The following is a 23,007-nucleotide window of genomic DNA, read 5'->3' on the forward strand; positions in this document are numbered from 1 at the left end:
CAGGATGGGAGCGTGATCAGTCGCAGCTGGGTGGATGTCGCCGTCGGTGTCGTGCTCGCCCTCGGCGTGGGCATCCTCGCAGCCGCGGGAGAGACGGACCGGCTGCCGTGGGCGGTCGCGGGCCTGGTGCTCCTGCTCGCGGCGTATCTGATCGCGCGGCCCTCCGCCGGCGCGGAGGATCCCCGGCGCTTCGCGGTGTTCCTCGCCGTCGTGACGGTCTCGATCGCAGCGATGACGTTCGGCGAGGTCTCGCTCGCGACGATGCAGGTCATCGTGTATCCGCTGGTGTGGATCTTCGCTCCGTTGCGCCGTGATGGTGTCGTGGGATCGCTTTCGGTCGGCGCCGGGATGCTCGTCGGGTATGCCGGCGGCTTCGGTTTCGCTCCCGACGCGCTGCTGGAGGCAGCTGCCGTCGCGGTGCTCTCGGTTGCGTTCTCGATCGCGATGGGGTGGTGGATCTCAGCGATCGCCGCATACGGCACCGAGCGCGCGCGCCTGCTCGACGAGCTCTCCCGGGCGCAGCAGCAGGTCGAGGCGCTCAGCCGCGACAAGGGCGCGGCCGACGAGCGGGAGCATCTGGCCCGCGAGATCCACGACACCCTCGCGCAGACCCTCGCGGGAATCGTCATGCTCGCCGAACAGGCCGGGCGGCGTTCGCGCGCGGGGGATGCAGGCGGCGCCGCGACCGCGGTCGAGCGCCTCGAGGTGGCCGCTCGCGACGCGCTTGGCGAGGCCCGTGCGATCGTCGCGCGCACCGCCGCCGTCCCCGACGACCCCGTGCTCGGCGCTGCGGTGGAGCGGCTCGCCGAACGCTTCCGCGCCGACACCGGGCTCGAGATCTCCGTCGTCGACACGGCTTCCGGGGCCGATCGCGAGACGCAGGTCGTCGCGCTGCGCTGCCTGCAGGAGGCGCTGGCCAACGTGCGCAAGCACGCGGGAGCCGCGCGGGTCACGGTGGCGCTCACGCGCGAGGACGACGGCGCCCTGCGACTGGTCGTCGAGGACGACGGGCGCGGGTTCGACGTCTCGTCTCCGCGCACCGGGTACGGTCTCGACGGCATGAGCGAGCGAGTCGCACTCGCCGGGGGGAACCTCGAGATCACGGCCGTCGCGGGTTCGGGGACGACGCTCTCCGTTCGGCTGCCCGGGTCGCCTGTGCCGAGCGCTGGCGCGGCGGTGCGCGCATGATCCGTCTGCTCATCGTCGACGACCACCCGATCGTCCGGGCGGGGCTGGTCGGTCTGCTCGCCGACGAGCCCGGGTTCGAGGTGATCGCGGAGGCCGCCGACGGCGACGAGGCCGTCCGGCTCGCCACCGAGGCGCATCCCGACGTCATCCTCATGGACCTCCGGATGCCGGTGCTCGACGGCGTCGCAGCCACGGCTCGTATCGTGGCGGCGCGCGATGGGGCCGCGGGGCCGCGCGTGCTCATCCTCACGACCTACGAGAGCGACGACCAGATCCTCGCCGCCATCGAGGCCGGAGCCAGCGGCTATCTGCTGAAGGCGGCTCCACGCGAGGAGATCGTGGCGGGAATCCGGTCGGTCGCCGCCGGCCAGTCGGCTCTCTCGCCGGCCGTCGCGGTGCGTCTGGTGGAACGGATGCGGCAGCCCGAGCCGGCGGCATCCGCTCTCACTCCGCGCGAGACGGACGTGCTGCGCCTCGTCGCCGCGGGGCACGGCAACAGGCAGATCGCGGTGCAGCTCGGGATCGGCGAGTCGACCGTCAAGACGCACCTGTTGCGGGTCTACGACAAGCTCGGCGTCGACAGCCGAACCCGCGCCGTGACCCTGGCCCTCGAGCGCGGCCTGCTTCCCTGACCCGAAGCCCTCGTTATGGGGTCGTCACGTGCGGGAGCGGGCGCTGTCGTAGCGTGGGAGGGAACGGAAGCAACAGGGCAGGGGAGGGCAGCGGGGATGCGGATGCGGGTGGCGCTGGCCACGGGCTCGGCCACGGGCTCGGCCACGCTATTGCTTCTGGCGGGGTGCGCGTCGATCCCGCTCGGACCGCCGCCTGTCCGCGAGGTGGCGACCGTGTCCGACACGATGTCGTGCCCGGACCCGATCCTCAACCCGCTTCCCGGCGCCGGTCTCGTTCCTGAGGACTTCGAGGTCATCGCGGTGCTGGAGTGCGCCAACGGCGTGACGCGCGAGGATGCCGACGGCGTCATCGCCGGCAACGAAGTGCGGCGCTACGAGGGCGACCTCACGGAATTCCTCGACGCGATGGCGGCGCCCAGCGATCCTGGGCCGGCAGCGGTGTGCCCCGCCGTCGGGTACGGGTTCCGCGCGATCTGGGCGACCGATGCGGCGGGACGCTTCGTGCCGATGTCGTTCCCCCTGACGGCGTGCGGCGGACCCAAGGAGGACGAACCTCTCGCCGCTCTGGCTCGGCTCGAAGTCGTCGACCGCACGTTCTCGGGGGCGGGGCGCGTCGAACTGCACGAGGCGACGGCGGCCGGCTGCGCGACGCGTGCGGGCGTGGCCCCGCTCAACGTCCTCCGGTGGACGCCGACCGAGACGCAACCGCCGGTCGACGTCGCCGGCGCCCTGGTGTGCGTCTATCAGGTCGAAGCCCCGGCCAGCACGCCGACCGTCGTCGGGGATGGGGGCCTGTTCGCGGCGACCTTCTCGCTCGACGCTGACGAGGCCGCTGCAGTTCTCGAAGCCGCGGCTGCTCGGGCCACGGGCGCGCACTGCTCCGAGACGGCATCCCGTTTCGTCGTCGTCCACCCGGACGTCACGGCCGCCGCGGGCGGCGCGCCTCTCACTGTGACCGTCGAGCTCGACGGCTGTCAGCGCATCGTCGGCAGCGACTTCCAGACCCGCCCCGCCCCTCCGTCTCTGATCCCCCTCCTGTCCCCCTGACCTCCCCCCAGCCCCGACGGGGGCTAGGGGAGGCGGCTCAGAGGTACTTCGCGTAGGCGGGGAGGGTCAGGAACGCGGGGAACTCGGAGCCGAGCGCGACCTCGCGGAACAGGGCCGCGGCATCGTCGAAGCGGTCGCCGTCGCGGCGCTCGACCTCGGCGATGACGTCGTCGACCAGTTCGTCGACCCAGGCGCGGGTGATCGGCGTGCCGTCATCCGTCGTGCGGTCCTGGTGGATCCATTGCCAGATCTGCGACCGGCTGATCTCGGCTGTGGCGGCATCCTCCATCAGGTCATCGATCGCGACGGCGCCGATCCCGCGCAGCCAGGCCTCGAGGTAGCGCACGGCGACGGACACGTTCGCGCGCACACCGGCGGTCGTGATCGGCAGGCCGATGTGGCAGTCGATGAGTTCGGATGCTGCGACCTCGACGTCGTCGCGCTGCCGGTCGAGCTGATTCGGGCGGTCGCCGAGCACGGCGTCGAACTCGGCGCGCGCGATCGGGATGAGGTCGGGGTGCGCGACCCACGTGCCGTCGAAACCGTCGCCGGCCTCGCGACGCTTGTCGGCGGCGACCTTTTCGAACGCGGCGCGCGTGACCTCGGGGTTCCGCCGGTTGGGGATGAAGGCGCTCATTCCGCCGATCGCGTGCGCGCCCCGGCGGTGGCAGGTCTTCACGAGCAGCTCGGTGTAGGCCCGCATGAACGGCACCGTCATCGTGACCGCGCTGCGGTCGGGCAGCACGAACCGGGCTCCGCGCCCGCGGTAGTTCTTGATCATCGAGAAGATGTAGTCCCACCGTCCGGCGTTCAGGCCCGCGCAGTGGTCGCGGAGAGCGAAGAGGATCTCGTCCATCTCGAACGCCGCCGGCAGCGTCTCGATCAGCACGGTCGCCCGGATGGTGCCGTGGGCCAGTCCGAGCCGGCGCTCCGTGAACGCGAAGACGTCGTCCCACAGCTGCGCCTCGGCGCTGGATTCGAGCTTGGCGAGGTAGAAGTACGGTCCCCGGCCGCTCTCGACGAGCCGGACGGCGTTGTGGAACGCATAGAGCCCGAAGTCGACGAGTGACCCGGATGCGTCGAGGGCGCGCCCTGTGCGGTCGGTGTAGGCGAGGTGCTTCTCGGTGAGGTGCCAGCCGCGCGGGCGCATGACGATCGTCGGCGTGCGCTCGGCGGTGACGGTGTAGCGCCGCCCATCGGGACCGGTGTGCTCCAGCTCACCGCGGATCGCGTCGCGCAGCGACAGCTGCCCGCCGATGACGTTGCGCCAGGTCGGCGAGGTGGCGTCCTCCTGGTCGGCGAGCCACACGCGGGCGCCCGAATTCAGGGCGTTGATCGTCATCTTGGGATCGGTGGGTCCCGTGATCTCGACGCGGCGGTCCTCGAGGCCCGGGCCCGCACCCGCGACGCGCCACGAGTCGTCCTCGCGGATGTGCGCGGTGTCGCTGCGGAACGATGGGTCGGCCCCGTTGCCGATCTCGAAGCGGCGCCGCATCCGGTCGGCGAGGCGGTCGTGCCGTCGCCCCGCGAAGCGGTCGTGCAGCGCCGTGACGAAGTCGAGCGCGTCGGGCGTGAGGATCTCGTCGAAGCGCGGGTGCATCTCGCCGCGCACCTCGATCGCGGGTTCGTGCGTCTGCACGGGTACGGGCCCCGTCCAGGTGCGCCGCCGGCTCTGAGTCTCTGTGATGGTCATGGTCTCGTCTCCTGTGATCTGTGACGCTCGGGTCAGAACTGGGATGCCTCGGTCGATCCGGCCAGGGCGAGGGTGGCGCTGTCGGGGTTGAGCGCCGTCGAGAGGGCGTCGAAGTAGCCGGTGCCGGCTTCGCGCTGGTGGCGGGTGGCGGTGTAGCCGTGCGCCTCGGCGTCGAACTCCGCCTGCTGCAGCTCGACGTACGCGCTCATTGCACGGTCGGCGTAGCCACGGGCGAGGTCGAACATCGAGTGGTTGAGGGCGTGGAATCCGGCCAGGGTGATGAACTGGAACCGGTAGCCCAGCTCGGCCAGCTCCGCCTGGAACGTCGCGATCTGCGCGTCGCTGAGGTGCCGCTTCCAGTTGAAGCTCGGCGAGCAGTTGTACGCGAGCAGCTTGCCGGGATGCTCCGCGTGGACGGCTGCGGCGAACTCGCGGGCCAGCTCGATGTCGGGCTCGCCGGTCTCGACCCACAGCAGGTCTGCGTAGGGCGCGAACGCGAGGCCGCGCGCGATGACGGGGTCGATCCCGGCGCGGGTGCGGTAGAAGCCCTCGCTCGTGCGCTCGCCGGTGAGGAAGGGGCGGTCGCGCTCGTCGACGTCGCTCGTGATGAGGTCGGCGCCCAGCGCGTCGGTCCGCGCGATCACGATCGCAGGCACGCCCGCGACATCCCCGGCGAGCCGCGCGGCATTGAGCGTGCGGATGTGCTGAGCGGTCGGCACCAGCACCTTGCCGCCGAGGTGGCCGCACTTCTTCTCACTCGCGAGCTGATCCTCCCAGTGCGTGCCGGCGGCACCAGCGGCGATGAGGGATGCCGCGAGCTCGTAGGCGTTCAACGGACCGCCGAACCCCGCCTCGCCGTCGGCGACGATCGGGGCGAGCCAATCGCGGGTGCGGCCGCCCTCGGCGTGCTCGATCTGGTCCTGTCGCAGCAGCGCGTTCGAGATGCGCCGCACGACGGCGGGCACGGAGTTGGCGGGATACAGGCTCTGGTCGGGGTAGGTCTGCCCGGCGAGGTTCGCGTCGGCGGCGACCTGCCAGCCGGACAGGTAGATCGCCTTCAGGCCAGCGCGCACCTGCTGGACGGCCTGGCCGCCCGTGTAGGCCCCGAGGGCGCGGACGTACTCCGCGGTGTGGAGGAGGTTCCACAGCGACTCGGCACCCCGGCGGGCGAGGGTGGCCTCCTCACGGACGGAGCCACGCAGCCGGATGACGTCGTCTGCGCGGTACGTGCGCTCGATGCCGTCCCAGCGGGGGTCGGTCTGCCACAGCTCCTCGAGCTCGGCAGCGGTCTGAACCTGGTCGCCGGGTCGCAGCGGACCCGGAGCGGGAATCGTGGTCATGTCGGTCTCCTTCGTCAGAACGGGCGGCTCTGCCCGTCGTGGAGACCACTGTGGGCGAACTACCGGGCGCAGCACCGCCGGGTTCGAGGAGAAGATCGGCCGATCTTCTGCTTTCGTGACAGAATCCCGCCATGACGCGCAAGGACGCCGTCGCCGCCGCGGGCGTGGCGCTCGACGATGAGGACATGGACGCCTTCACGATCGGCCGGCGCATCCGGCAGATCCGCACCGGACGAGGGATGACCCTCGACGACCTCGCCGCTGCCGTCGGGCGTGCGCCGAGCCAGCTCTCGATGATCGAGAACGGTCGCCGCGAGCCGAAGCTCTCGCTGCTCCGCACGATCGCGCGCGCCCTCGGCACCTCGCTCGATGCGCTCCTCGAGTCCGAGGAGCTGGATCCCCGTGCCGCCCTGGAGATCGAGGTCGCCCGCGCGATGGCGGGGCCGACGTTCCGAAGCGCCGGGATCACGCCGTTCCGCATCCCGCGCGCCGTGCCCGACGAGGTGCTGCGCGCCCTTCTCGCGCTGCAGGGCGAGATCGAGCGGCTGCACGACGAGCGCGCGGCGACTCCCGAGGAGGCGCGGCGCGCCAACGTCGCCCTGCGGCGTCTTATGCGGACGCAGAACAACTACTTCCCCGAGCTCGAGCAGCAGGCGCGGGAGCTGCTGGCGGCGGTCGGGCACCCGGGCGGGCCGCTGACGCAGCGCACCGCGAGCGACATCGCGGGGCATCTCGGCTTCAGCATCCATTACGTCGCGGATCTGCCCCAGACGACCAGAAGCGTCGCCGACCTCGCCCATGGGCGGCTCTACCTGTCGAGCCGCCTCGCTGCCGCGACGTCCGCCGATCCGCGGACCGCCGTGCTGCAGGCGCTGTCGAGCCGCATCCTCGGTCACACCGAGCCGGCCAGCTACGACGAGTTCCTGCGGCAGCGGGTGGAGACCAACTACCTCACCGGTGCCCTGCTGATCCCCGAGGCCGATGCCGCGCCCGCCCTGCGCGAGGCCAAGGAGCGGCGCGCGATTTCCATCGAGGATCTGCGCGACGCGTATTCGGTGACGTACGAGACCGCCGCGCACCGATTCACGAACCTCGCGACGGAGCATTTGGGCATCGCTGTGCACTTCCTCAAGGTTCACGAGTCGGGGACGATCACGAAGGCGTACGAGAACGACGACGTCGACTTCCCGACCGACCGCCTCGGCGCCATCGAGGGGCAGCTGTGCTGCCGGGAGTGGACGAGCCGCGCGGTCTTCGACGTCGATGACCGCTTCAACCCGTACTACCAGTACACCGACACCGGCAACGGGACCTATTGGTGCACGGCTCGCGTCGAGCATTCGAGCGAGGGCGCGCACTCGGTCAGCGTCGGCGTGCGGTTCGATGACACGAAGTGGTTCCTCGGGCGCGACACACCCCATCGCGGGGTGTCACGGCACTCGGTCGACGTGTGCTGCCGACGTGCGCCGGCCGACCTCGAGGAGCGGTGGCGTGCCGCCGCGTGGCCGAACGTGAAGACCCCGCGCACGCTGCTGGCGACTCTGCCGACCGGCGCTTTCCCGGGCGTCGACACGACCGACCTCTACGCGTTCCTGGAGGCGCACGCCCCCTCCTGAAGCACCCCGTCGACTCGGGTCAGGGAGCGGCGTTCCACCGGGGGCGGTAGGGGGTGCCGGGGGCGGGCGAGGCAGTGTCGATCGCGGTCAGGACGGCGGCAGCGTCGGCGACGGGGAAGGTCGTCACCAGGCGGATGCCGTCGTCGGTGACACGCGCGTACACGAGCGCGGCGGCACCGGTGGATGCCGACAGCACGGTGACGTACTCGCCGCCGGCCTCGGACCGCGCCGCTGCGGGGGAGCGGAGCAGGCTCGTCGCCGCGTCCGTCACCCGTTCGAGCAGCGTCGGCCCGTCCGCCCAGGGCGCGAACGCAGCGTCGGCGAGCCCGAACGCGCGGGCGAGCTCGGGGCCGAGCCAGCGTTCGCGCTTCAGGCCGTACGGCGTCGGCGTCAGCGAGAGCAGGTAGCCGTACACGTGAAGGAGGCCCGCGTTCCCGACCGGCCAGGCACTCGGCTCGCCGGCGAGGTCGTGCAGCCGGTCGAAGACCGCACGGTCGAGCACGGGCGCACCGACGTTCTCGTCGACGATGGTCGACCGCGACCAGCGTGCGAAGCGACCGGATGCCGCATCCCGGGCTATCGATCGCGAGAGCCAGGGCACCGCGTCGAACGCCTGCCCGGCGTCGCCGCGCGCGGCGGTCGCGGCCGCCGCATCGAGTCGTCGGATCTCGTTCATCCGCAGTTCATCGACTGTGGGATTTGTGTCCACGTGTGCACCTAACGATGGACGAAGCGTCCACTCAGAAAGTCCGATCCGTGCCGAACCCTGCTCTCATCATCTTCGATTTCGACGGAACCGTCGCCCTCGGCGACGGGCCGGTGCTCGCCTACGCGCGTGCTGCCGCCGCTGCCTCCGGCGAGCCCGACCGGTTCCTCGCCCGGGTCGACGACGGACTGCGTGGCCGACCCGCCGGGGCCGGGGCGCCCCTCGACGCGTACGACGTCATCCGCCTCGTCGCCGAGGATGCGGGGGTCGGCGCCGAGGCGCTGTCGCGTGCCTACCTCGACAGCCGCGCACTGCTGGGCACCGATCTCGCTCCCGTCGAGGCGCCGGTCGGGCTCGCCGCGGTCGCCGAACGCCTGCCGGCCGAGTGCGTCCTCGTCACCAATGCCCCGGCGACCCGCGTCGCGGAGACCCTCGACGCGCTCGGGCTCGGCGACGCCTTCGCGCGCATCGTCACCGACGCGGGCAAGCCCGCCGGACTCGAACGGCTGCTCGACGCGCCCGAGGTCCGTGACCGCCGGGTGCTCGCGGTCGGCGACATCTGGCGCAACGACCTCGAGCCCGCGCACCGGCGCGGACACGACACCGCGCTCGTCGGTCCGTGGACGGATGCCGCGGCATCCCCGACCTTCCACGCCGACACGCTCACCGAACTGCTGCCGCGCATCGAAGCGTGGGCCGCGGCATCCGCCCCCTGACTCCGTACACCTCTCACACCACTCCTTTCCCACCCCTCACCCGAAGGACATCCACTCATGCGCACCACCCGACTTCTCGCCGCGGCCGCCGTCAGCGCCATCGCCGCCATCACCCTCGCCGGCTGCGCGGGCTCGCCCGCCGCCGGTGACACCCCTGAGGCCGCCGCCGACCCGACGTCGCTCGTGCTCGCGCTCGTCCCCTCGCAGGACCAGAACGGGCTCGTCGAGACCGCGGCTCCGCTCACCGACTACCTGAGCGACGAGCTCGGCATCGAGGTCACCGGTGTGGTCTCGAAGGACTATCAGGCCGCCGTCGAGGCGATGGGCGCCGGCCAGGCGCAGATCGGCTTCCTCCCGTCGCTGCAGCTGTGGCAGGCCAACGACATGTACGGCGCTGACGTCGTGCTGCAGACCGAGCGCAACGGCAACATCAGCTACCCCGCGCAGTTCATGACGAACAACCCCGACAAGTACTGCGACGACGCTCCCGTCGAGCGCGACGGGATGCTCTTCTGCAACGGCGCCGACGCGATGACGGGCCCCGCGGGCCTCGACTCGATCACCAAGGTGAAGGGCGCGAAGGTCGCCGTGCTCGGACCCGGGTCGCCCGCCGGCTACATCTACCCGATCCTCGCGCTGCAGGAGGCCGGGCTCAACACCGACAGCGACATCGATCAGCTGCCCGTGACCGCGAACGACGCGTCCGTGCTCGCCGTCTACAACGGTGACGCCGAAGTCGGGTTCAGCTTCTGGGACGCGCGCACGATCGTGAAGAAGGACACCCCGGACGTCGGGCAGAAGGTCGTCGTGTTCGCGATGACCGAGGAGATCCCGAACGACGGTGTCGCGCTGAGCTCGGACCTCTCGCCCGAGCTGCGCGAGCGCATCGCGACCGCGCTGGAGGACTTCTCGAACACCGCCGAGGGCTCGGAGGTGCTGCAGAGCATCTACTCGATCACGAAGCTCGCACCCGCCGACGCCTCGTCGCTCGACGTCGTCGCACGCGCCGCGCAGGCGCTCGGACTGCAGTGACCGACACCACTGCACGCGATGCCGGGGCCGCGGCCCCGGCATCGCCGTCGGGCATCCGGCTGCACGACGTCACGGTGCGCTACCCGAACGGCACTCTCGGCCTGCGCGGGGTCTCGCTCGAGATCGGTGCGGGCGAGATGGTCGCCGTCGTCGGGCTGTCGGGATCGGGCAAGTCGACCCTCATCCGCACGATCAACGGCCTCGTCCCCGTGACCTCGGGCGTGCTCGAGGTCGGCGGCGTGCGCGTCGACACGGCGCGTGGGCGCGAGCTGCGTCGCCTGCGCGGCGACATCGGCATGGTGTTCCAGGGCTTCAACCTCGCCGGTCGCACGAGCGTGCTCAACAACGTCCTCGTTGGTCGCCTCGCCCATACCCCGGTGTGGCGCACCCTGCTGGGCGCCTACCGGTCCGACGACCGCCGCCTCGCCTTCGAGGCGCTCGAGCGCGTGGGGATGCTGCCGCGGGTCTGGGATCGCGCCGCCGCTCTCTCGGGAGGTCAGCAGCAGCGCGTCGCGATCGCCCGCGCCCTCGCGCAGCAGCCGCGCATCGTCCTGGCCGACGAGCCGGTCGCGAGCCTCGATCCGCCCACGGCGCACGGGGTCATGAAAGACCTCCAGCGCATCAACACCGAGCTCGGCATCACGGTGCTGGTGAACCTGCACCTGCTCGACCTGGCGCGCACCTACGGCGTGCGACTGATCGGGATGCGGGCGGGCGAGGTCGTCTACGACGGCCCGGCAGCGGATGCCTCCGACGCGGACTTCGCCGGCATCTACGGGCGATCGCTGACGGCCGAGGACCGGCTCGACGCATGAGCGCGCCCGCACTCGTCGTCCCGCCGCGACCCCGCGGACGTGCGGTGCCGTGGCTGGTCGCGGGGATCGTCACCGCGATCACGGTGGTCACCTGCCTCCCCGGCATCGGCGTCGGCCTCGACCTGTCGGGCATCGCGCGCAACTGGCAGCACGGCGCCGACAAGGTGCTCGGGTTGCTGCAGCCGGACTGGACGTTCTTCCCGCGGACCGTCGCCCCGCTGCTGGAGACGCTCCAGATGGCGGTGATCGGCACCGCGGTGGGGGCCGCGCTCTCGCTGCCGCTGAGTCTGTGGGCGGCTCGGCCGACCAACCCGCGCCCGGTGCTGCGGGGTGCGGTCCGCGCGATACTCAACATCGTCCGGAGCGTTCCCGACCTGCTGTCGGCGGCGATCCTGGTGGCGATGGTCGGGGTCGGCGCGCTGCCCGGCATCCTCGCCCTCGTGATCTTCAACGTCGGCATCATCGTGAAGCTGGTCTCCGAGCAGATCGACGCGATGGACACGGGGCCCCTCGAAGCGGGCCGCGCCGCGGGCGGGACGCAGCTTCAGATCAATCGTGCCCTCGCCCTGCCCGACACCTGGCCCGCGTTCGCGGCGCAGACGCTGTACGTCCTCGAGCTCAACGTCCGCGCGTCGACCGTCCTGGGGCTCGTCGGCGCCGGCGGCATGGGCCTCATCATCGACGCCGTGCGCACCTTCTACCGGTACGACCAGCTGTCGCTCATCATCCTGGAGATCCTCGTCGTCGTGCTCGTCATCGACGCCGCCAGCTCCGCCCTGCGACGGAGGCTCGCATGACCGCTCCCGTTCTCGCCGATCCGCGACGCACGTCAGCGCCGGCCGTGCCCTCCCGCCCGCGTCGACGGGTGCGCACCGTGGTCGCCGCCGCCGTGACGATCGTCGTCATCCTGGCCTTCTGGTCGGTGGACATCACCTGGTCGCGGCTGGCTGACCTGCCCGCCGAGCTCGTGCGCTACGGCTGGCTCATGTTCTCGTCGCCGACGTGGGAGAAGCTGCCGGACGCTCTGTGGCAGACCTGGCAGAGCGTTCAGATGGCGTGGGTCGGGACCGTGCTCGGGGTTATCGTGGCCACACCGCTCAGCCTGGTGGCGGCCCGAGGGTTCGGTCCGGCATGGCTGCGCTCGATCCTGCGGTTCGTGTTCTCGACGATTCGCGCCGTTCCCGAGATCATCTTCGCGATCATCATCCTCTCGATGACCGGGCTCACGCCGCTCACGGGGGCGCTCGCCCTCGCGGTGAACGGCATCGGCACCCTCGGCAAGTGGGGGTACGAAGCCGTTGAAGCCGTCCCCGCCGGACCCATCGAAGCGGCGCGCGCGGCCGGGGGCAGCCCGGCGCAGGTGCTGCGATGGGGCGTGTGGCCGCAAGCGACCCCGGTGTTCCTGTCGTTCTGGCTCTACCGCTTCGAGATCAACGTGCGCTCGTCGGCCGTCCTCGGGCTCATCGGAGTCGGCGGGATCGGCGACATGCTGACGACCTACACCCAGTACCGTGAGTGGTCGACGGTGGGGATGCTGCTGATCGTCGTGATCGTCGTCACGATGACGATCGACGGCATCTCGGGCCGCATCCGCCGACGGATCATGGAGGGCGCACGTGTCCGGTAACGCTCCGCCGACCGTGCGCATCCAGGCGCTCCGCAACGGGCTGCAGCCGACCGAGCGCCGCGTCGCGGACGTGATCCTCGACGCGCCCGAGGTCGTGGTCGAACTCACCGCGCAGCAGCTGGCCGACCGTGCGGGGGTCGCGCGTTCGTCGGTGGTCCGCGCCTGTCAGACGTTCGGGTTCCGCGGCTATCCGCAGCTGCGGGTCGCGCTCGCCGCCGAACTCGGAGCGGCCGCGCCGGCGCCATCCGACCACGGCGACGGGGCGCTCGGGCGCGTGCGCAGGTCGATCGATCGAGCCGCGGCGTCGCTGCCGGCGTCGACGAGCCTGCTCGAGGCTGACGAGGTCGAGCGAGCGGTGACGGCTGTGGTCGGCGCCGGCAGGCTGCTGGTCGTCGCCAACGGACTCTCGTCGCCGGTCGCGAGCGATCTCGCGATGCGCCTGACCGCCGTGGGGCGGCCCGCCGAGGTGATCGCCGACGTCATCGCGCAGCAGATCTCCGCTCGGCAGCTCGGCAGTCGTGACGTCTGCATCGTCGTGAGCGGCTCGGGCGCGAACGAGGCGAGTCTGCGGGCCGCGGCGGCGGCCGCGACCGGGGGAGCCGTCGTCATCGCGATCACCTCGTTCGCGGCATCCCCGCTCGTCGAACGGGCCACGCACGCGCTCGTCATCGCGCCGGCGGGGACGAGCTTCCGCGATGAGCTCGAGCACACGTCGCGGGCCGCGCACGCGCTGTTCGTCGAGGCTCTCGCCGACGAGGTGGCCGCGCGCCTGCCCGGCGGCGCGAGCGCCGTGCGCGCGCAGGTGCTCGAGGTCCTCTCCGACAATCTCGGGGCTTGAGCACGGGGTCAGGGGGAGAGGCGGAGGGCCGTCCAGACGGCGGCGCGGTCGGCGAAGCTCGACAGGTCGCGGCCGAGCAGGCGCTGGGCCAGGGCGATGCGCGTGCGGACGGTGTGTCGATGCACGCCGAGGGCGCGCGCCGTCGACTCGTGAGCGCCGTCGTGGTCGAGCCAGGCGACGAGCGTCGCCTCGAGCGCCGTGCCGTGACGTGCATCGTGGGTGCGCAGCGGGGTGAGCTCGGCTCCGGCGCGGGCGCGAGCGGGCGCCGTCGCGAGATCGTCGAGCAGGTCGCCTGGAGCATCGACGACATCGGTGACGGCACCCGGACGCCCGCGGTCGCGCGCGAGCCGGGCCCGGTCGCGGGCCGCCGTCACGTCGTCGTCGGTCGTGGCCGCCGCGGTCCCGAGTCGCCACGACAGCCGCGCGGCGATCTCGTCGAGCAGGTGCCGTTCGTTCGTCCCGACGATGAGGAGCACGCCGTCCTCGTCGCGACCGTAGAACAGCCGGCCGCCTGCGGCGTGATTGTCGAGCACTTCGCGCGCGCCGGTCGGCGCGTGCGCATCCGCCACCGCGACGACGTAGGGCGCGGCGGGGAAGCCGCCCCAGGCATCGGTCGCCACCTTCCGTGCGAGGGCGAGGTGCCCGTCGGCGAGGAGGTCGACGAGCGCAGCGCGCAGCCCGCTCCACGCGCCCGCGGTCATCCGGCGCTGCTCGAGAGCGAGGCCCGTCGTCGCGACGACGGCGGTGACGACGGCGCGGGCGTCCTGGTCGAGTTCGGCGCCGGCAGTGACGAGGACGCCGCGCTGACCCCCCGAGCCGAGCGTCTGCAGCGTCACCGGATGGCCCGCCAACCGCATCGCCGCGCCAGTTCCCCCTCCCCGTCGCAGCAGTGCCGCAGCCTCTGCCCCGACGGCCCCGCGCAGATCGCCGTCGACCGCGGACCCGGCGGAGGAGTGCTCGTGCGTCAGCGTCCCCGAGGCGTCGTAGAGGCCGACCCACGCGCCGAGCTGGCGCGCGAGCTCGGCCAGCGTCGCGTCGAACCCGTCGGGCCGCAGGGCGGCGATCGCGAGGGCGCGCTGCGCGTCGAGCGCCCAGCTGCGCCGAGCGTACGCCTGCGCGGCGATGGCTTCCGCGGCGGCTCGGGCGACGGCGATGAACGGGGTCCGATACGGCACCTCGAACAGCGGCATGCCTGCCGTCGTGCAGGCGAGCCGGAGGGAATCGGGGATGCCGTCGCGGACCACCTCCGTGCCGAAGCCGAGCCCGCGGACACCGCGCGCCCGCAGGCGGCCGACGTAGGCCTCCGCCTCCGCCTCCGCATCGGAGTCCCCGGCGAACTGGGTGCCCGTGGTGAGCAGGACGACGTCCTCCGAGAGGAAGGGGGTGGGGTCGGCAAGATCGGAGCTGTGCACCCAGCGCACCGGCGCGTCGAGGTTGGCGTCGTCGGCAGGCGTCGCGAGGCGCAGATCGAGTTCACGCCGGGCCAGCAGGGCGCGGATCGTCGGTGACGGGGGAGCGGCGGCGGGCATCGGCATCCTGTACGTGCTGGCGATAAGAGGTGGCATCACTGTACAACCCGGTGAATGCGGGTTGCGCGATGCGCGTCTTACTGTCGCGGAATGAGCACCACGATCTCGACGCCGACCATCCCCCTCGGCGGCCCGACCCTCCCGCAGGAGCGCCGCGTCGTCACCGCGATCCCCGGACCCCGCTCCGAGGAGCTGCTGGCACGCAAGGCAGCCGCCGTCCCGGCCGGTGTCGGCCATACCGCGCCGATCCATGCCGTCGCCGCGGGTGGCGGAGTCGTCGTCGACGCCGACGGGAACTCGCTCATCGACCTCGGCTCGGGCATCGCCGTGACCTCGGTCGGCAACGCGCATCCCGCCGTCGTCGCCGCTGTGCAGGCGCAGGTCGCGCAGTTCACCCACACCTGCTTCATGATCTCGCCGTACGAGTCGTACGTCGCCGTCGCCGAAGCCCTCAACCGGCTCACCCCCGGCGACCACGAGAAGAAGACCGCGCTGTTCAACTCGGGCGCCGAAGCGGTCGAGAACGCCGTGAAGATCGCACGCAAGGCGACCGGCCGTCAGGCGGTCGTCGCCTTCGACCACGGCTACCACGGCCGCACGAACCTCACGATGGCGCTCACCGCGAAGTCGATGCCCTACAAGAGCGGATTCGGGCCCTTCGCCCCCGAGGTCTACCGTGCGCCGCTGTCGTATCCGTTCCGCGACGGACTGTCGGGCCCGGATGCCGCGGCCCGCGCGATCTCGCAGATCGAGAAGCAGATCGGAGCCGACAACCTCGCCGCCGTCATCATCGAGCCCATCCAGGGCGAGGGCGGGTTCATCGTCCCCGCCGACGGGTTCCTGCCGGCGGTCGCCGATTGGTGCCGCGAGAACGGCGTCGTGTTCATCGCCGACGAAGTCCAGACCGGCTTCGCCCGCACCGGTGCGATGTTCGCGAGCGAGCACTTCGGCATCGTCCCCGACCTGATCACGACGGCGAAGGGCATCGCGGCGGGCCTGCCGCTCGCGGCCGTCACCGGCCGCGCCGACCTCATGGACGCCTCGCACCCCGGTGGCCTGGGCGGCACGTACGGCGGCAACCCCGTCGCCTGCGCGGCGGCCCTCGCCGCGATCGACGCCTTTGAGAACGACGGCCTGATCGAGCGCGCTCAGCAGATTGGGGCGCGCCTGACAGCTCGTCTCAACGCGATGCGCGAGAGCGACCCCCGCATCGGGGAGGTGCGCGGGCTCGGCGCGATGATCGCCGCCGAGTTCGTCGACCCCGCCACCGGCGCCCCCGACGCCGCGCTGACCTCGGCGATCGCCAAGGCGTGCATCGCGGAGGGCGTCATCGTCCTCACGTGCGGCACCTACGGCAACGTGATCCGGTTCCTTCCGCCGCTCTCGATCGGCGACGAGCTGCTCGACGACGGTCTCGACGTCATCGCCGCGGCTCTCGGGCGGGCCTGAGCGTGGCGGCCCCGAGCTCCAGCGGCTGGGAGAACCCGGTCTCGCCCGAGACGTCCGCGGGGCTCGGGGCGGTGACGAAGGCGCGTTCGAACAAGCTGCGGTCGCGCCACGTCACGATGATCACTCTCGGCGGCATCATCGGCGCGAGCCTGTTCGTCGGATCCGGCAACGTCATCCGCACGGTCGGGCCGGCCGCGGTCCTGTCGTACCTGCTGGGCGGTCTGCTGGTCTTCCTCGCGATGCGCATGCTCGGCGAGATGGCGGCGTCGCGTCCGGCGATCGGCTCGTTCATGGAGTACGCCCGCGTCGGGCTCGGTGACTGGGCTGCCTATCTTGTCGGCTGGCTCTACTGGTACTTCTGGGTCGGCGTGCTCGCCTACGAGGCGGTGCTCGGCGGCGAGACGATGCACACCTGGTTCCCGGTCATCCCCTCCTGGGGCTGGTCGCTGATCCTGCTCGCGGTCTTCGTCGGCACGAACGTCATCTCGGTCCGCACGTTCGGCGAGGTCGAGTTCTGGCTGGCCAGCATCAAGGTGCTCGCTATCGTCGTGTTCCTCGGCGCCGGCATCCTCTTCGCCCTCGGGCTGTGGCCGCAGGCGACCTTCGCCGTCCCCAACCTGTGGGAGCACGGCGGGTTCGCGCCCCACGGCATCGGCGTCGCCTTCACCGGCGTTGCCCTCGTGATCTTCTCGTACTTCGGCACCGAGATCGCCGTCATGGCGTCGGCCGAATCCGTCGATCCCGCCAAGGGCATCCGGCAGGCGACCAGCACGATCATCTGGCGCATCCTGCTGTTCTTCGTCGGGTCGGTGCTCGTGATCGTCACCGTCGTGCCCTGGGAAGAGCTGCCGGCGCCGACGGATGTCGCGAACGCGCCGTTCACGGTCGCGCTGTCGCGCTTCGGCATCCCCGGGGCCGACGTCATCATGCAGCTCGTGATCTTCACGGCCGTCATCTCGGTCCTCAACTCGGGCCTGTACTCGGCCTCGCGGATGTTCTCGGCGCTGGCCGACAAGGGCTTCGCCCCGAAGCTCGTCGCGCGGCGCTCGCGCAACGGCGTTCCCGTGATGGCGCTGCTGGCCTCGACCATCGGCGGGCTCATCGCGACGCTCGTGAACTTCCTCACGCCGGGGTCGGGCATCTTCGACTTCATCATGAACTCGGCCGGCCTCGTCGCGCTCTTCGTGTACGTCTTCATCGCCCTCACCCAGCTGCGCCTGCGTCAGCGGATGACGCCCGAGGAGGTGGCCGCGCTCAAGCTGAAGATGTGGCTGCACCCGTGGCTCAACATCTTCCTGATCGTCGCGATCGCCGCCGTCGTGGTGGTCATGCTCACGACCGAGTCGGGGCGTTCGCAGGTGTGGACGAGTCTCATCGCCACCGGTGTACTACTGGTGTTCTGGCCGCTCGTGCGCCGCAACCTGCGCGCCCGTCGGCTCGACCGGGAGAGTGTCGCCCCGGTCACGGGTTCTGCCAACGAAGGAGTCGGAAATGACTGAGATCACCCGCGACGTCACGATCGTCGGAGCCGGCGCGGCCGGACTGACGGCCGCGAACGACCTGAGGAAGGCCGGGCTGTCGGTCGTCGTGCTCGAGGCGCGCGACCGCGTCGGCGGACGCCTGTGGACCGACGAGATCGACGGCGCCATGCTCGAGCTCGGCGGACAGTGGGTCTCGCCCGACCAGCACGCGCTGATCGACACGCTCGCCGACCTCGGACTCGAGACGTACACGCGGTATCGCGACGGCGACAGCGTGTACGTCGGTCCGGACGGGCGGGCGCGGCGCTTCCGCGGCGAGATGTTCCCGGTGGCGCCGGAGACCGAGCGCGTCATCGACGAGATCACCGCGCGGCTGGACGAGATGGTCGCCGAGATCGACCCCGACCGGCCGTGGGCGCACGAGAAGGCGGCCGAGTGGGACCGCATCTCGTGGGACGCGTGGCTGCGTCAGCAAACCGATGACGACGAGGCGGTGCGCAACCTCGCCTTCGCCACGGGATCGGCGATGCTCACCAAGCCGACGCACACCTTCTCGCTGCTCCAGTCGCTGCTCATGGCGGCGTCGGCGGGCTCGTACTCGCACCTGGTCGATGCGGACTTCATCCTCGACAAGCGCGTCGTCGGAGGTCTGCAGCAGGTGCCGCTGCGCCTCGCGGAGCGGCTGGGCGAGGACGTCCTGCTGGGTCAGCCGGTGCGCTCGATCGAGTACTCCGACGCGGGTGCGGTCGTCCGCACCGACGAGGTCACGGTGCGGGCACGCCACGTCGTGCTCGCTCTGGCGCCGGTGCTCTACAGCCGCATCTCGTTCTCGCCGCCGCTGCCGCGTCTGAAGCACCAGATGCACCAGCACTTCTCGATGGGCTTCGTCATCAAGGTGCACGCCGTCTACGACCGGCCGTTCTGGCGCGAGCAGGGGCTGTCGGGCACCGCCTTCAGCCCGTACGAGCTGTCGCACGAGGCGTACGACAACACCAACCACGGCGACGAGCGGGGCACGCTCGTCGGGTTCGTGTCCGACCAGAGCGCGGACGACCTCTTCCGCCTCTCCGCGGACGAGCGGCGCGAGCGCATCCTCGAGTCGCTCTCGCACTACTACGGACCCGAGGCGAAGAACCCGATCGTCTACTACGAGAGCGACTGGGGCAGCGAGGAGTGGACGCGCGGCGCCTACGCTGCGAGCTTCGACCTCGGCGGCCTGACCCGTTACGGCGCTGAGCAGCTCGAGCTCGTCGCACCGTTGCACGTCGCGTGCAGCGATCTCGCCGGACTCGGCTACCAGCACGTCGACGGAGCGATCCGCATGGGCCACCGCGTCGCCGACGAGATCCTCGAAGCGGACCGCGCATGAGCCGCTCGGCGTCCGGCGGCCGCATCGTCGTCGGATACACCGCGACCAAGGCGGGGCGGGATGCCGTGGCCTTCGCGAGTCGCCTCGCGACGGCATCCGGGGCCGCGCTCCACCTCGTGCTCGTGCTCCCCGCCCAGAAGCCGGGGATCGTCCCGCCGGATGCCGGCTACGAGCGGCTGCTGCGCGAGCAGGCCGCCGGCTGGCTGCGGGAGGGCGCCGCGGAGGTTGCCGAGGGTGTGTCGCACCGCGCCCACGTCCGCTACGGCGAGTCGGTCGCGGCGGGGCTCATCGACACCGCCGACGAGCTGGGGGCCTCGCTCATCGTCGTCGGGGCCGCCGACGGCGGCAATCGGGGCCGGCACCGGCTCGGCACGACGACGACCGAGCTCGTGCACTCGTCCGACGTGCCGGTCGCCCTGGTTCCGCGCGGCGCGCGCCGGGTTCCGGTCGAGACCGGCATCACGCGCTTGACCGCCGCTGTGGGCGAGCGCGAGGGCACCGAGCTCCTCGTCGAGGCGACCATCCGGCTCGCCGCAGCGACCGCGGCGCCGGTGCGGCTGCTCTCGCTCGTCGCCCTCGACCTGCCCGCGGGCCTCGACACCGGGGCCATCCGCACGGTCGGTCAGAACCACGCGCAGGAGGTCCTGGACGAGGTCCGCGGAGCTCTTCCGGCCGAGGCCGAGGTCACCGCCGTGGTCGCGGCCGGCGACGGCATCGAGGACGCCGTGTCGCACCTCGAATGGGAGGCCGGCGAGGTCGTCATCGTCGGCTCCAGCCGTCTCGCGCAGCCGCGACGGCTCTTCCTCGGCTCCACGGCGGCGCGCATGCTGCGCGTCGTCACCGCCCCCATGATCGTGGTGCCCCGCACCCGCAGCGACCGCGAAGGAGCGAGCGCATGACCCGAGCAGAACAGGCGGGGGTGCCCGCGGGCGACCCCGTCACCGGCGGCATCTCCCGGAAGGGGCTGAGCGCCGGAACGGTCGGCCTCATCGGAGCAGTCGTCATCGGCATCTCCTGCATCGCCCCGGCCTACACCTTCACCGCGGCGGTCGGGCCGACGGCATCCGTCGTGGGCACTCAGGTGCCGGCGATCGTGCTCGTCGGCTTCATCCCGATGCTGCTCGTCGCCTTCGGATACCGCGAGCTCAACAACCGCATGCCCGACTCGGGTACGAGCTTCACGTGGGCGACGCGCGCCTTCGGCCCGTGGATCGGGTGGATGGCCGGCTGGGGGCTCGTCGCCGCCACGATCCTCGTGCTCTCGAACCTCGCGGGGGTCGCCGTCGACTTCCTCTTCCTGCTGATCGCCCAGCTCACCGGACAGGAGTCGATTGCCGGCCTCGCCTCCGTGGTCTGGATCAACGTCCTCGTCTGCGTCCTGTTCGTCGCCGCCGCGACCTTCATCTCGTACCGCGACATGCAGACGACGCAGAAGCTGCAGTACGGACTCGTCGCCTTCCAGGTCGTCGTCCTCGTGCTGTTCGCCATCGCGGCGATCGTCGAGGCCGTCTCGGGCAACGCCTTCGATGCCACGGCGTTCGACTGGTCGTGGTTCAACCCCTTCGCGGTACCGACGTTCAGCGCCTTCGCCGCCGGGCTGTCGCTGTCGATCTTCATCTTCTGGGGCTGGGACGTCACCCTGACGATGAACGAGGAGACGAAGGACCCCGAGCGCACGCCGGGGCGCGCCGCCACGATCACGGTCGTCATGATCGTCGCTCTCTACCTGCTGCTCGCGATCGCGATGATCATGTTCGCGGGCGTCGGCACGGGCGAGCTCGGACTCGGCAACGAAGACATCCAGGAGAACGTCTTCTTCCACCTCTCGGGACCGATCCTCGGCCCGCTGGCGTTCCTCGTCTCGCTCGCGGTGCTCACCAGCTCCGCGTCGTCGCTGCAGTCGACCTTCGTCGGGCCGGCGCGCACACTGCTCGCGATGGGCCACTACGGGGCCCTCCCCGAGAGCTTCGCGAAGGTGAGCCCCCGGTTCTTCACGCCCGGCTACGCCACGATCGTCTCGGCGATCGTCGCCTCGGGCTTCTACGTCGTCATGCGCATCGTCAGCGAGAACGTGCTGTGGGACACCATCCTCGCGCTCGGCATGATGATCTGCTTCTACTACGGCCTGACGGCGTTCGCCTGCGTCTGGTACTTCCGGCGCCAGTGGTTCGACTCGGTACGGAACGTCTTCTTCACGTTCCTCTTCCCGCTCGTGGGCGGCGTCATCCTGGCGGTGCTGTTCGTCACGACGCTCATCGACACGATGGATCCGGCGTACGGCAGCGGATCGCAGATCGGCGGCATCGGCCTGGTGTTCATCCTCGGCGTGGGAGTCATCCTCGTCGGCGTCGTCGTGATGGTGTGGCAGGCCGTGAAGCGCCCCGCGTTCTTCCGAGGCGAGACTTTGACCAAGGATGCGCCGGTGAGCCGGCGCGCGAGAGGAGTGGCGCGATGACGCACGAGAACGAGACACGACTGCTGGCGGGAATCGAACGCGGCCTCTTCATCGGCGGCGAGTGGGTGGATGCCGAGGGCGGCGCGACCTTCCCCGTCACCGACCCCTCGACCGGCCGCACGCTCATCGAGATCGCCGACGCCTCGCCCGCCGACGGCATCCGCGCCCTCGACGCCGCCGTCGCGGCACAGGAGGAGTGGGCCGCCACCGCGCCGCGCGTGCGCAGCGACATCCTGCGCCGCGCGTTCGACCTCGTGCAGGAGCGCAAGGAGGACCTGGCGCTGCTGATGACGCTCGAGATGGGCAAGCCCCTCGCCGAGGCGCGCGGCGAGGTCGTCTACGGCGGTGAGTTCCTGCGGTGGTTCAGCGAGGAGGCGGTGCGCATCTCGGGCCGATACGGCCTGAACCCCGAGGGGACCGGCCGCATGGTCGTCTCGCAGCGTCCCGTCGGTCCGTCGTTCTTCATCACGCCGTGGAACTTCCCGCTCGCGATGGCGACGCGCAAGATCGCCCCGGCGCTGGCGGCCGGGTGCACCGTGGTGGTCAAGCCCGCGGCGCTCACGCCGCTCACCACGACGTTGTTCGTCCAGATCCTGCAAGAGGCGGGCCTCCCGGCGGGCGTCGTCAACGTCGTCAACGCGACGCGCTCGAGCGAGGTCGCCGCGCCCATCATCGCCGACCCCCGGCTTCGGAAGCTCTCGTTCACCGGCTCGACCCCGGTCGGGCGCAAGCTCATCGAGCAGGCGGCGGAAGGGGTGCTGCGGGTCTCGATGGAGCTCGGCGGCAACGCCCCGTTCGTCGTGTTCGACGACGCCGACCTCGACAAGGCGGTGGAGGGCGCGATGCTCGCGAAGTTCCGCAACATCGGGCAGGCCTGCACCGCGGCCAACCGCTTCATCGTGCACGAGTCGATCGCCGACGAGTTCGCCGACCGGCTCACCGAGCGCGTCTCGGCGATGAAGATCGGTCGCGGTACCGAGGACGGCGTGCAGATCGGGCCGCTCATCGACGAGACGGCGGTCGCGAAGACGGGCGCGCTCGTCGAGGATGCCGTCGCGCGGGGCGCCACGGTGCGCACCGGCGGGTCGGCCATCGACGGGGAGGGGACGTTCTTCGAGCCCACGGTCGTGACCGAGGTCGCCGCGGGCAGTGACATCCTGCGCGAGGAGATCTTCGGACCCGTCCTGGCGATCGCGACCTTCTCCGACGAGGACGAGGCCGTGCGCCTGGCCAACGACACCGAGTACGGACTGGTGTCGTACGTGTTCACGCAGGATCTCGCGCGCGGCCACCGGATGATCGATCGCCTCGAGACCGGCATGATGGGCCTGAACGTCGGGGTCGTCTCCAACGCGGCGGCCCCGTTCGGTGGTGTGAAGCAGTCGGGAATCGGGCGCGAGGGCGGACTCGAGGGCATCCACGAATACCTCTCGACGAAGTACACCCTGATCCCCGCCGACTGACGAGACGAAGG

20 protein-coding genes are annotated in these 23,007 nt (G+C 71.3%); 16 read left to right on the forward strand and 4 right to left on the reverse strand.

What is annotated here, in order from left to right:
* Nucleotides 1–12: 12 nt before the first annotated feature.
* From VC184_RS03835 to VC184_RS03845, 3 genes are all read left to right on the forward strand, one after another.
* Nucleotides 13–1,188, forward strand: a complete 1,176-nt coding sequence (locus tag VC184_RS03835) for a sensor histidine kinase (protein ID WP_274178516.1) — start codon at nucleotides 13–15, stop codon at nucleotides 1,186–1,188.
* Nucleotides 1,185–1,820, forward strand: a complete 636-nt coding sequence (locus VC184_RS03840; RefSeq protein WP_112616828.1) for a response regulator — start codon at nucleotides 1,185–1,187, stop codon at nucleotides 1,818–1,820. The genes VC184_RS03835 and VC184_RS03840 overlap by 4 nt, the downstream gene beginning before the upstream one ends.
* A 108-nt stretch (nucleotides 1,821–1,928) precedes the next feature.
* A complete protein-coding gene (locus VC184_RS03845) occupies nucleotides 1,929–2,867 on the forward strand; it encodes a hypothetical protein (protein ID WP_323987318.1) in 939 nt (312 codons plus the stop codon).
* A 37-nt stretch (nucleotides 2,868–2,904) separates the two neighbouring features.
* Here VC184_RS03845 and aceB read toward each other — a convergent pair whose 3' ends face one another.
* Together aceB and aceA are read right to left on the reverse strand one after the other, a co-directional pair.
* The gene (aceB, locus tag VC184_RS03850; RefSeq protein WP_407667126.1) at nucleotides 2,905–4,560 is read right to left on the reverse strand and encodes a malate synthase A; all 1,656 of its coding nucleotides are present in this window, start codon (nucleotides 4,558–4,560) and stop codon (nucleotides 2,905–2,907) included.
* 32 nt (nucleotides 4,561–4,592) lie between these two features.
* Nucleotides 4,593–5,900, reverse strand: a complete 1,308-nt coding sequence (gene aceA, locus VC184_RS03855; protein WP_323987319.1) for an isocitrate lyase — start codon at nucleotides 5,898–5,900, stop codon at nucleotides 4,593–4,595.
* Between the two features lie 185 nt (nucleotides 5,901–6,085).
* Here aceA and VC184_RS03860 point away from each other — a divergent pair, with 185 nt between their 5' ends.
* Nucleotides 6,086–7,516, forward strand: a complete 1,431-nt coding sequence (locus VC184_RS03860; RefSeq protein WP_114588209.1) for a helix-turn-helix domain-containing protein — start codon at nucleotides 6,086–6,088, stop codon at nucleotides 7,514–7,516.
* 19 nt (nucleotides 7,517–7,535) lie between these two features.
* Here VC184_RS03860 and VC184_RS03865 read toward each other — a convergent pair whose 3' ends face one another.
* The gene (locus VC184_RS03865) at nucleotides 7,536–8,192 is read right to left on the reverse strand and encodes an amino acid deaminase (RefSeq protein ID WP_323987320.1); all 657 of its coding nucleotides are present in this window, start codon (nucleotides 8,190–8,192) and stop codon (nucleotides 7,536–7,538) included.
* Between the two features lie 80 nt (nucleotides 8,193–8,272).
* Here VC184_RS03865 and VC184_RS03870 point away from each other — a divergent pair, with 80 nt between their 5' ends.
* From VC184_RS03870 to VC184_RS03895, 6 genes are read left to right on the forward strand one after another with little or no spacing between them, the layout of a single operon-like run.
* Nucleotides 8,273–8,938, forward strand: a complete 666-nt coding sequence (locus tag VC184_RS03870; protein WP_323987321.1) for an HAD family hydrolase — start codon at nucleotides 8,273–8,275, stop codon at nucleotides 8,936–8,938.
* Nucleotides 8,939–8,995: 57 nt separating this feature from the next.
* A complete protein-coding gene (gene phnD, locus VC184_RS03875; protein ID WP_323987322.1) occupies nucleotides 8,996–9,970 on the forward strand; it encodes a phosphate/phosphite/phosphonate ABC transporter substrate-binding protein in 975 nt (324 codons plus the stop codon).
* Nucleotides 9,967–10,785 (forward strand): phosphonate ABC transporter ATP-binding protein, encoded by an 819-nt coding sequence (gene phnC, locus VC184_RS03880; protein WP_112616842.1) that lies wholly within the window; start codon nucleotides 9,967–9,969, stop codon nucleotides 10,783–10,785. The genes phnD and phnC overlap by 4 nt, the downstream gene beginning before the upstream one ends.
* Nucleotides 10,782–11,582 carry a phosphonate ABC transporter, permease protein PhnE gene (gene phnE, locus VC184_RS03885; RefSeq protein WP_274178520.1) on the forward strand — a complete coding sequence of 267 codons (801 nt, stop codon included), beginning with the start codon at nucleotides 10,782–10,784 and terminating at the stop codon, nucleotides 11,580–11,582. Before phnC ends, phnE (VC184_RS03885) begins: the two co-directional genes overlap by 4 nt.
* Nucleotides 11,579–12,412: a phosphonate ABC transporter, permease protein PhnE gene (gene phnE, locus VC184_RS03890; RefSeq protein ID WP_112616846.1), complete on the forward strand. Its 834-nt coding sequence runs from the start codon at nucleotides 11,579–11,581 to the stop codon at nucleotides 12,410–12,412. The genes phnE (VC184_RS03885) and phnE (VC184_RS03890) overlap by 4 nt, the downstream gene beginning before the upstream one ends.
* A complete protein-coding gene (locus VC184_RS03895; RefSeq protein WP_114588107.1) occupies nucleotides 12,402–13,250 on the forward strand; it encodes a MurR/RpiR family transcriptional regulator in 849 nt (282 codons plus the stop codon). Before phnE (VC184_RS03890) ends, VC184_RS03895 begins: the two co-directional genes overlap by 11 nt.
* An 8-nt stretch (nucleotides 13,251–13,258) precedes the next feature.
* On the opposite strand, the gene VC184_RS03900 is transcribed toward VC184_RS03895, so the two are convergent.
* The gene (locus tag VC184_RS03900) at nucleotides 13,259–14,779 is read right to left on the reverse strand and encodes a PucR family transcriptional regulator (protein ID WP_323987324.1); all 1,521 of its coding nucleotides are present in this window, start codon (nucleotides 14,777–14,779) and stop codon (nucleotides 13,259–13,261) included.
* A 90-nt stretch (nucleotides 14,780–14,869) separates the two neighbouring features.
* Between VC184_RS03900 and gabT the strand changes: the two genes are divergently transcribed.
* Genes gabT through VC184_RS03930 form a run of 6 tightly spaced genes read left to right on the forward strand, consistent with a single transcriptional unit; the run spans nucleotide 14,870 to nucleotide 22,996 of the window.
* The gene (gabT, locus tag VC184_RS03905) at nucleotides 14,870–16,228 is read left to right on the forward strand and encodes a 4-aminobutyrate--2-oxoglutarate transaminase (protein WP_323987325.1); all 1,359 of its coding nucleotides are present in this window, start codon (nucleotides 14,870–14,872) and stop codon (nucleotides 16,226–16,228) included.
* A 2-nt stretch (nucleotides 16,229–16,230) separates the two neighbouring features.
* Nucleotides 16,231–17,727 (forward strand): amino acid permease, encoded by a 1,497-nt coding sequence (locus VC184_RS03910; RefSeq protein ID WP_323987326.1) that lies wholly within the window; start codon nucleotides 16,231–16,233, stop codon nucleotides 17,725–17,727.
* Nucleotides 17,720–19,078, forward strand: coding sequence for a flavin monoamine oxidase family protein (locus VC184_RS03915; RefSeq protein ID WP_323987328.1), 1,359 nt, complete (start codon nucleotides 17,720–17,722; stop codon nucleotides 19,076–19,078). Before VC184_RS03910 ends, VC184_RS03915 begins: the two co-directional genes overlap by 8 nt.
* Nucleotides 19,075–19,977, forward strand: coding sequence for a universal stress protein (locus VC184_RS03920; protein ID WP_323987329.1), 903 nt, complete (start codon nucleotides 19,075–19,077; stop codon nucleotides 19,975–19,977). The genes VC184_RS03915 and VC184_RS03920 overlap by 4 nt, the downstream gene beginning before the upstream one ends.
* Nucleotides 19,974–21,533 carry an APC family permease gene (locus VC184_RS03925; RefSeq protein WP_323987330.1) on the forward strand — a complete coding sequence of 520 codons (1,560 nt, stop codon included), beginning with the start codon at nucleotides 19,974–19,976 and terminating at the stop codon, nucleotides 21,531–21,533. The genes VC184_RS03920 and VC184_RS03925 overlap by 4 nt, the downstream gene beginning before the upstream one ends.
* Nucleotides 21,530–22,996: an NAD-dependent succinate-semialdehyde dehydrogenase gene (locus tag VC184_RS03930; protein WP_323987331.1), complete on the forward strand. Its 1,467-nt coding sequence runs from the start codon at nucleotides 21,530–21,532 to the stop codon at nucleotides 22,994–22,996. The genes VC184_RS03925 and VC184_RS03930 overlap by 4 nt, the downstream gene beginning before the upstream one ends.
* Nucleotides 22,997–23,007: the final 11 nt, after the last annotated feature.

Source organism: Microbacterium plantarum (genome assembly GCF_035231185.1).
GTDB lineage: Bacteria > Actinomycetota > Actinomycetes > Actinomycetales > Microbacteriaceae > Microbacterium > Microbacterium plantarum.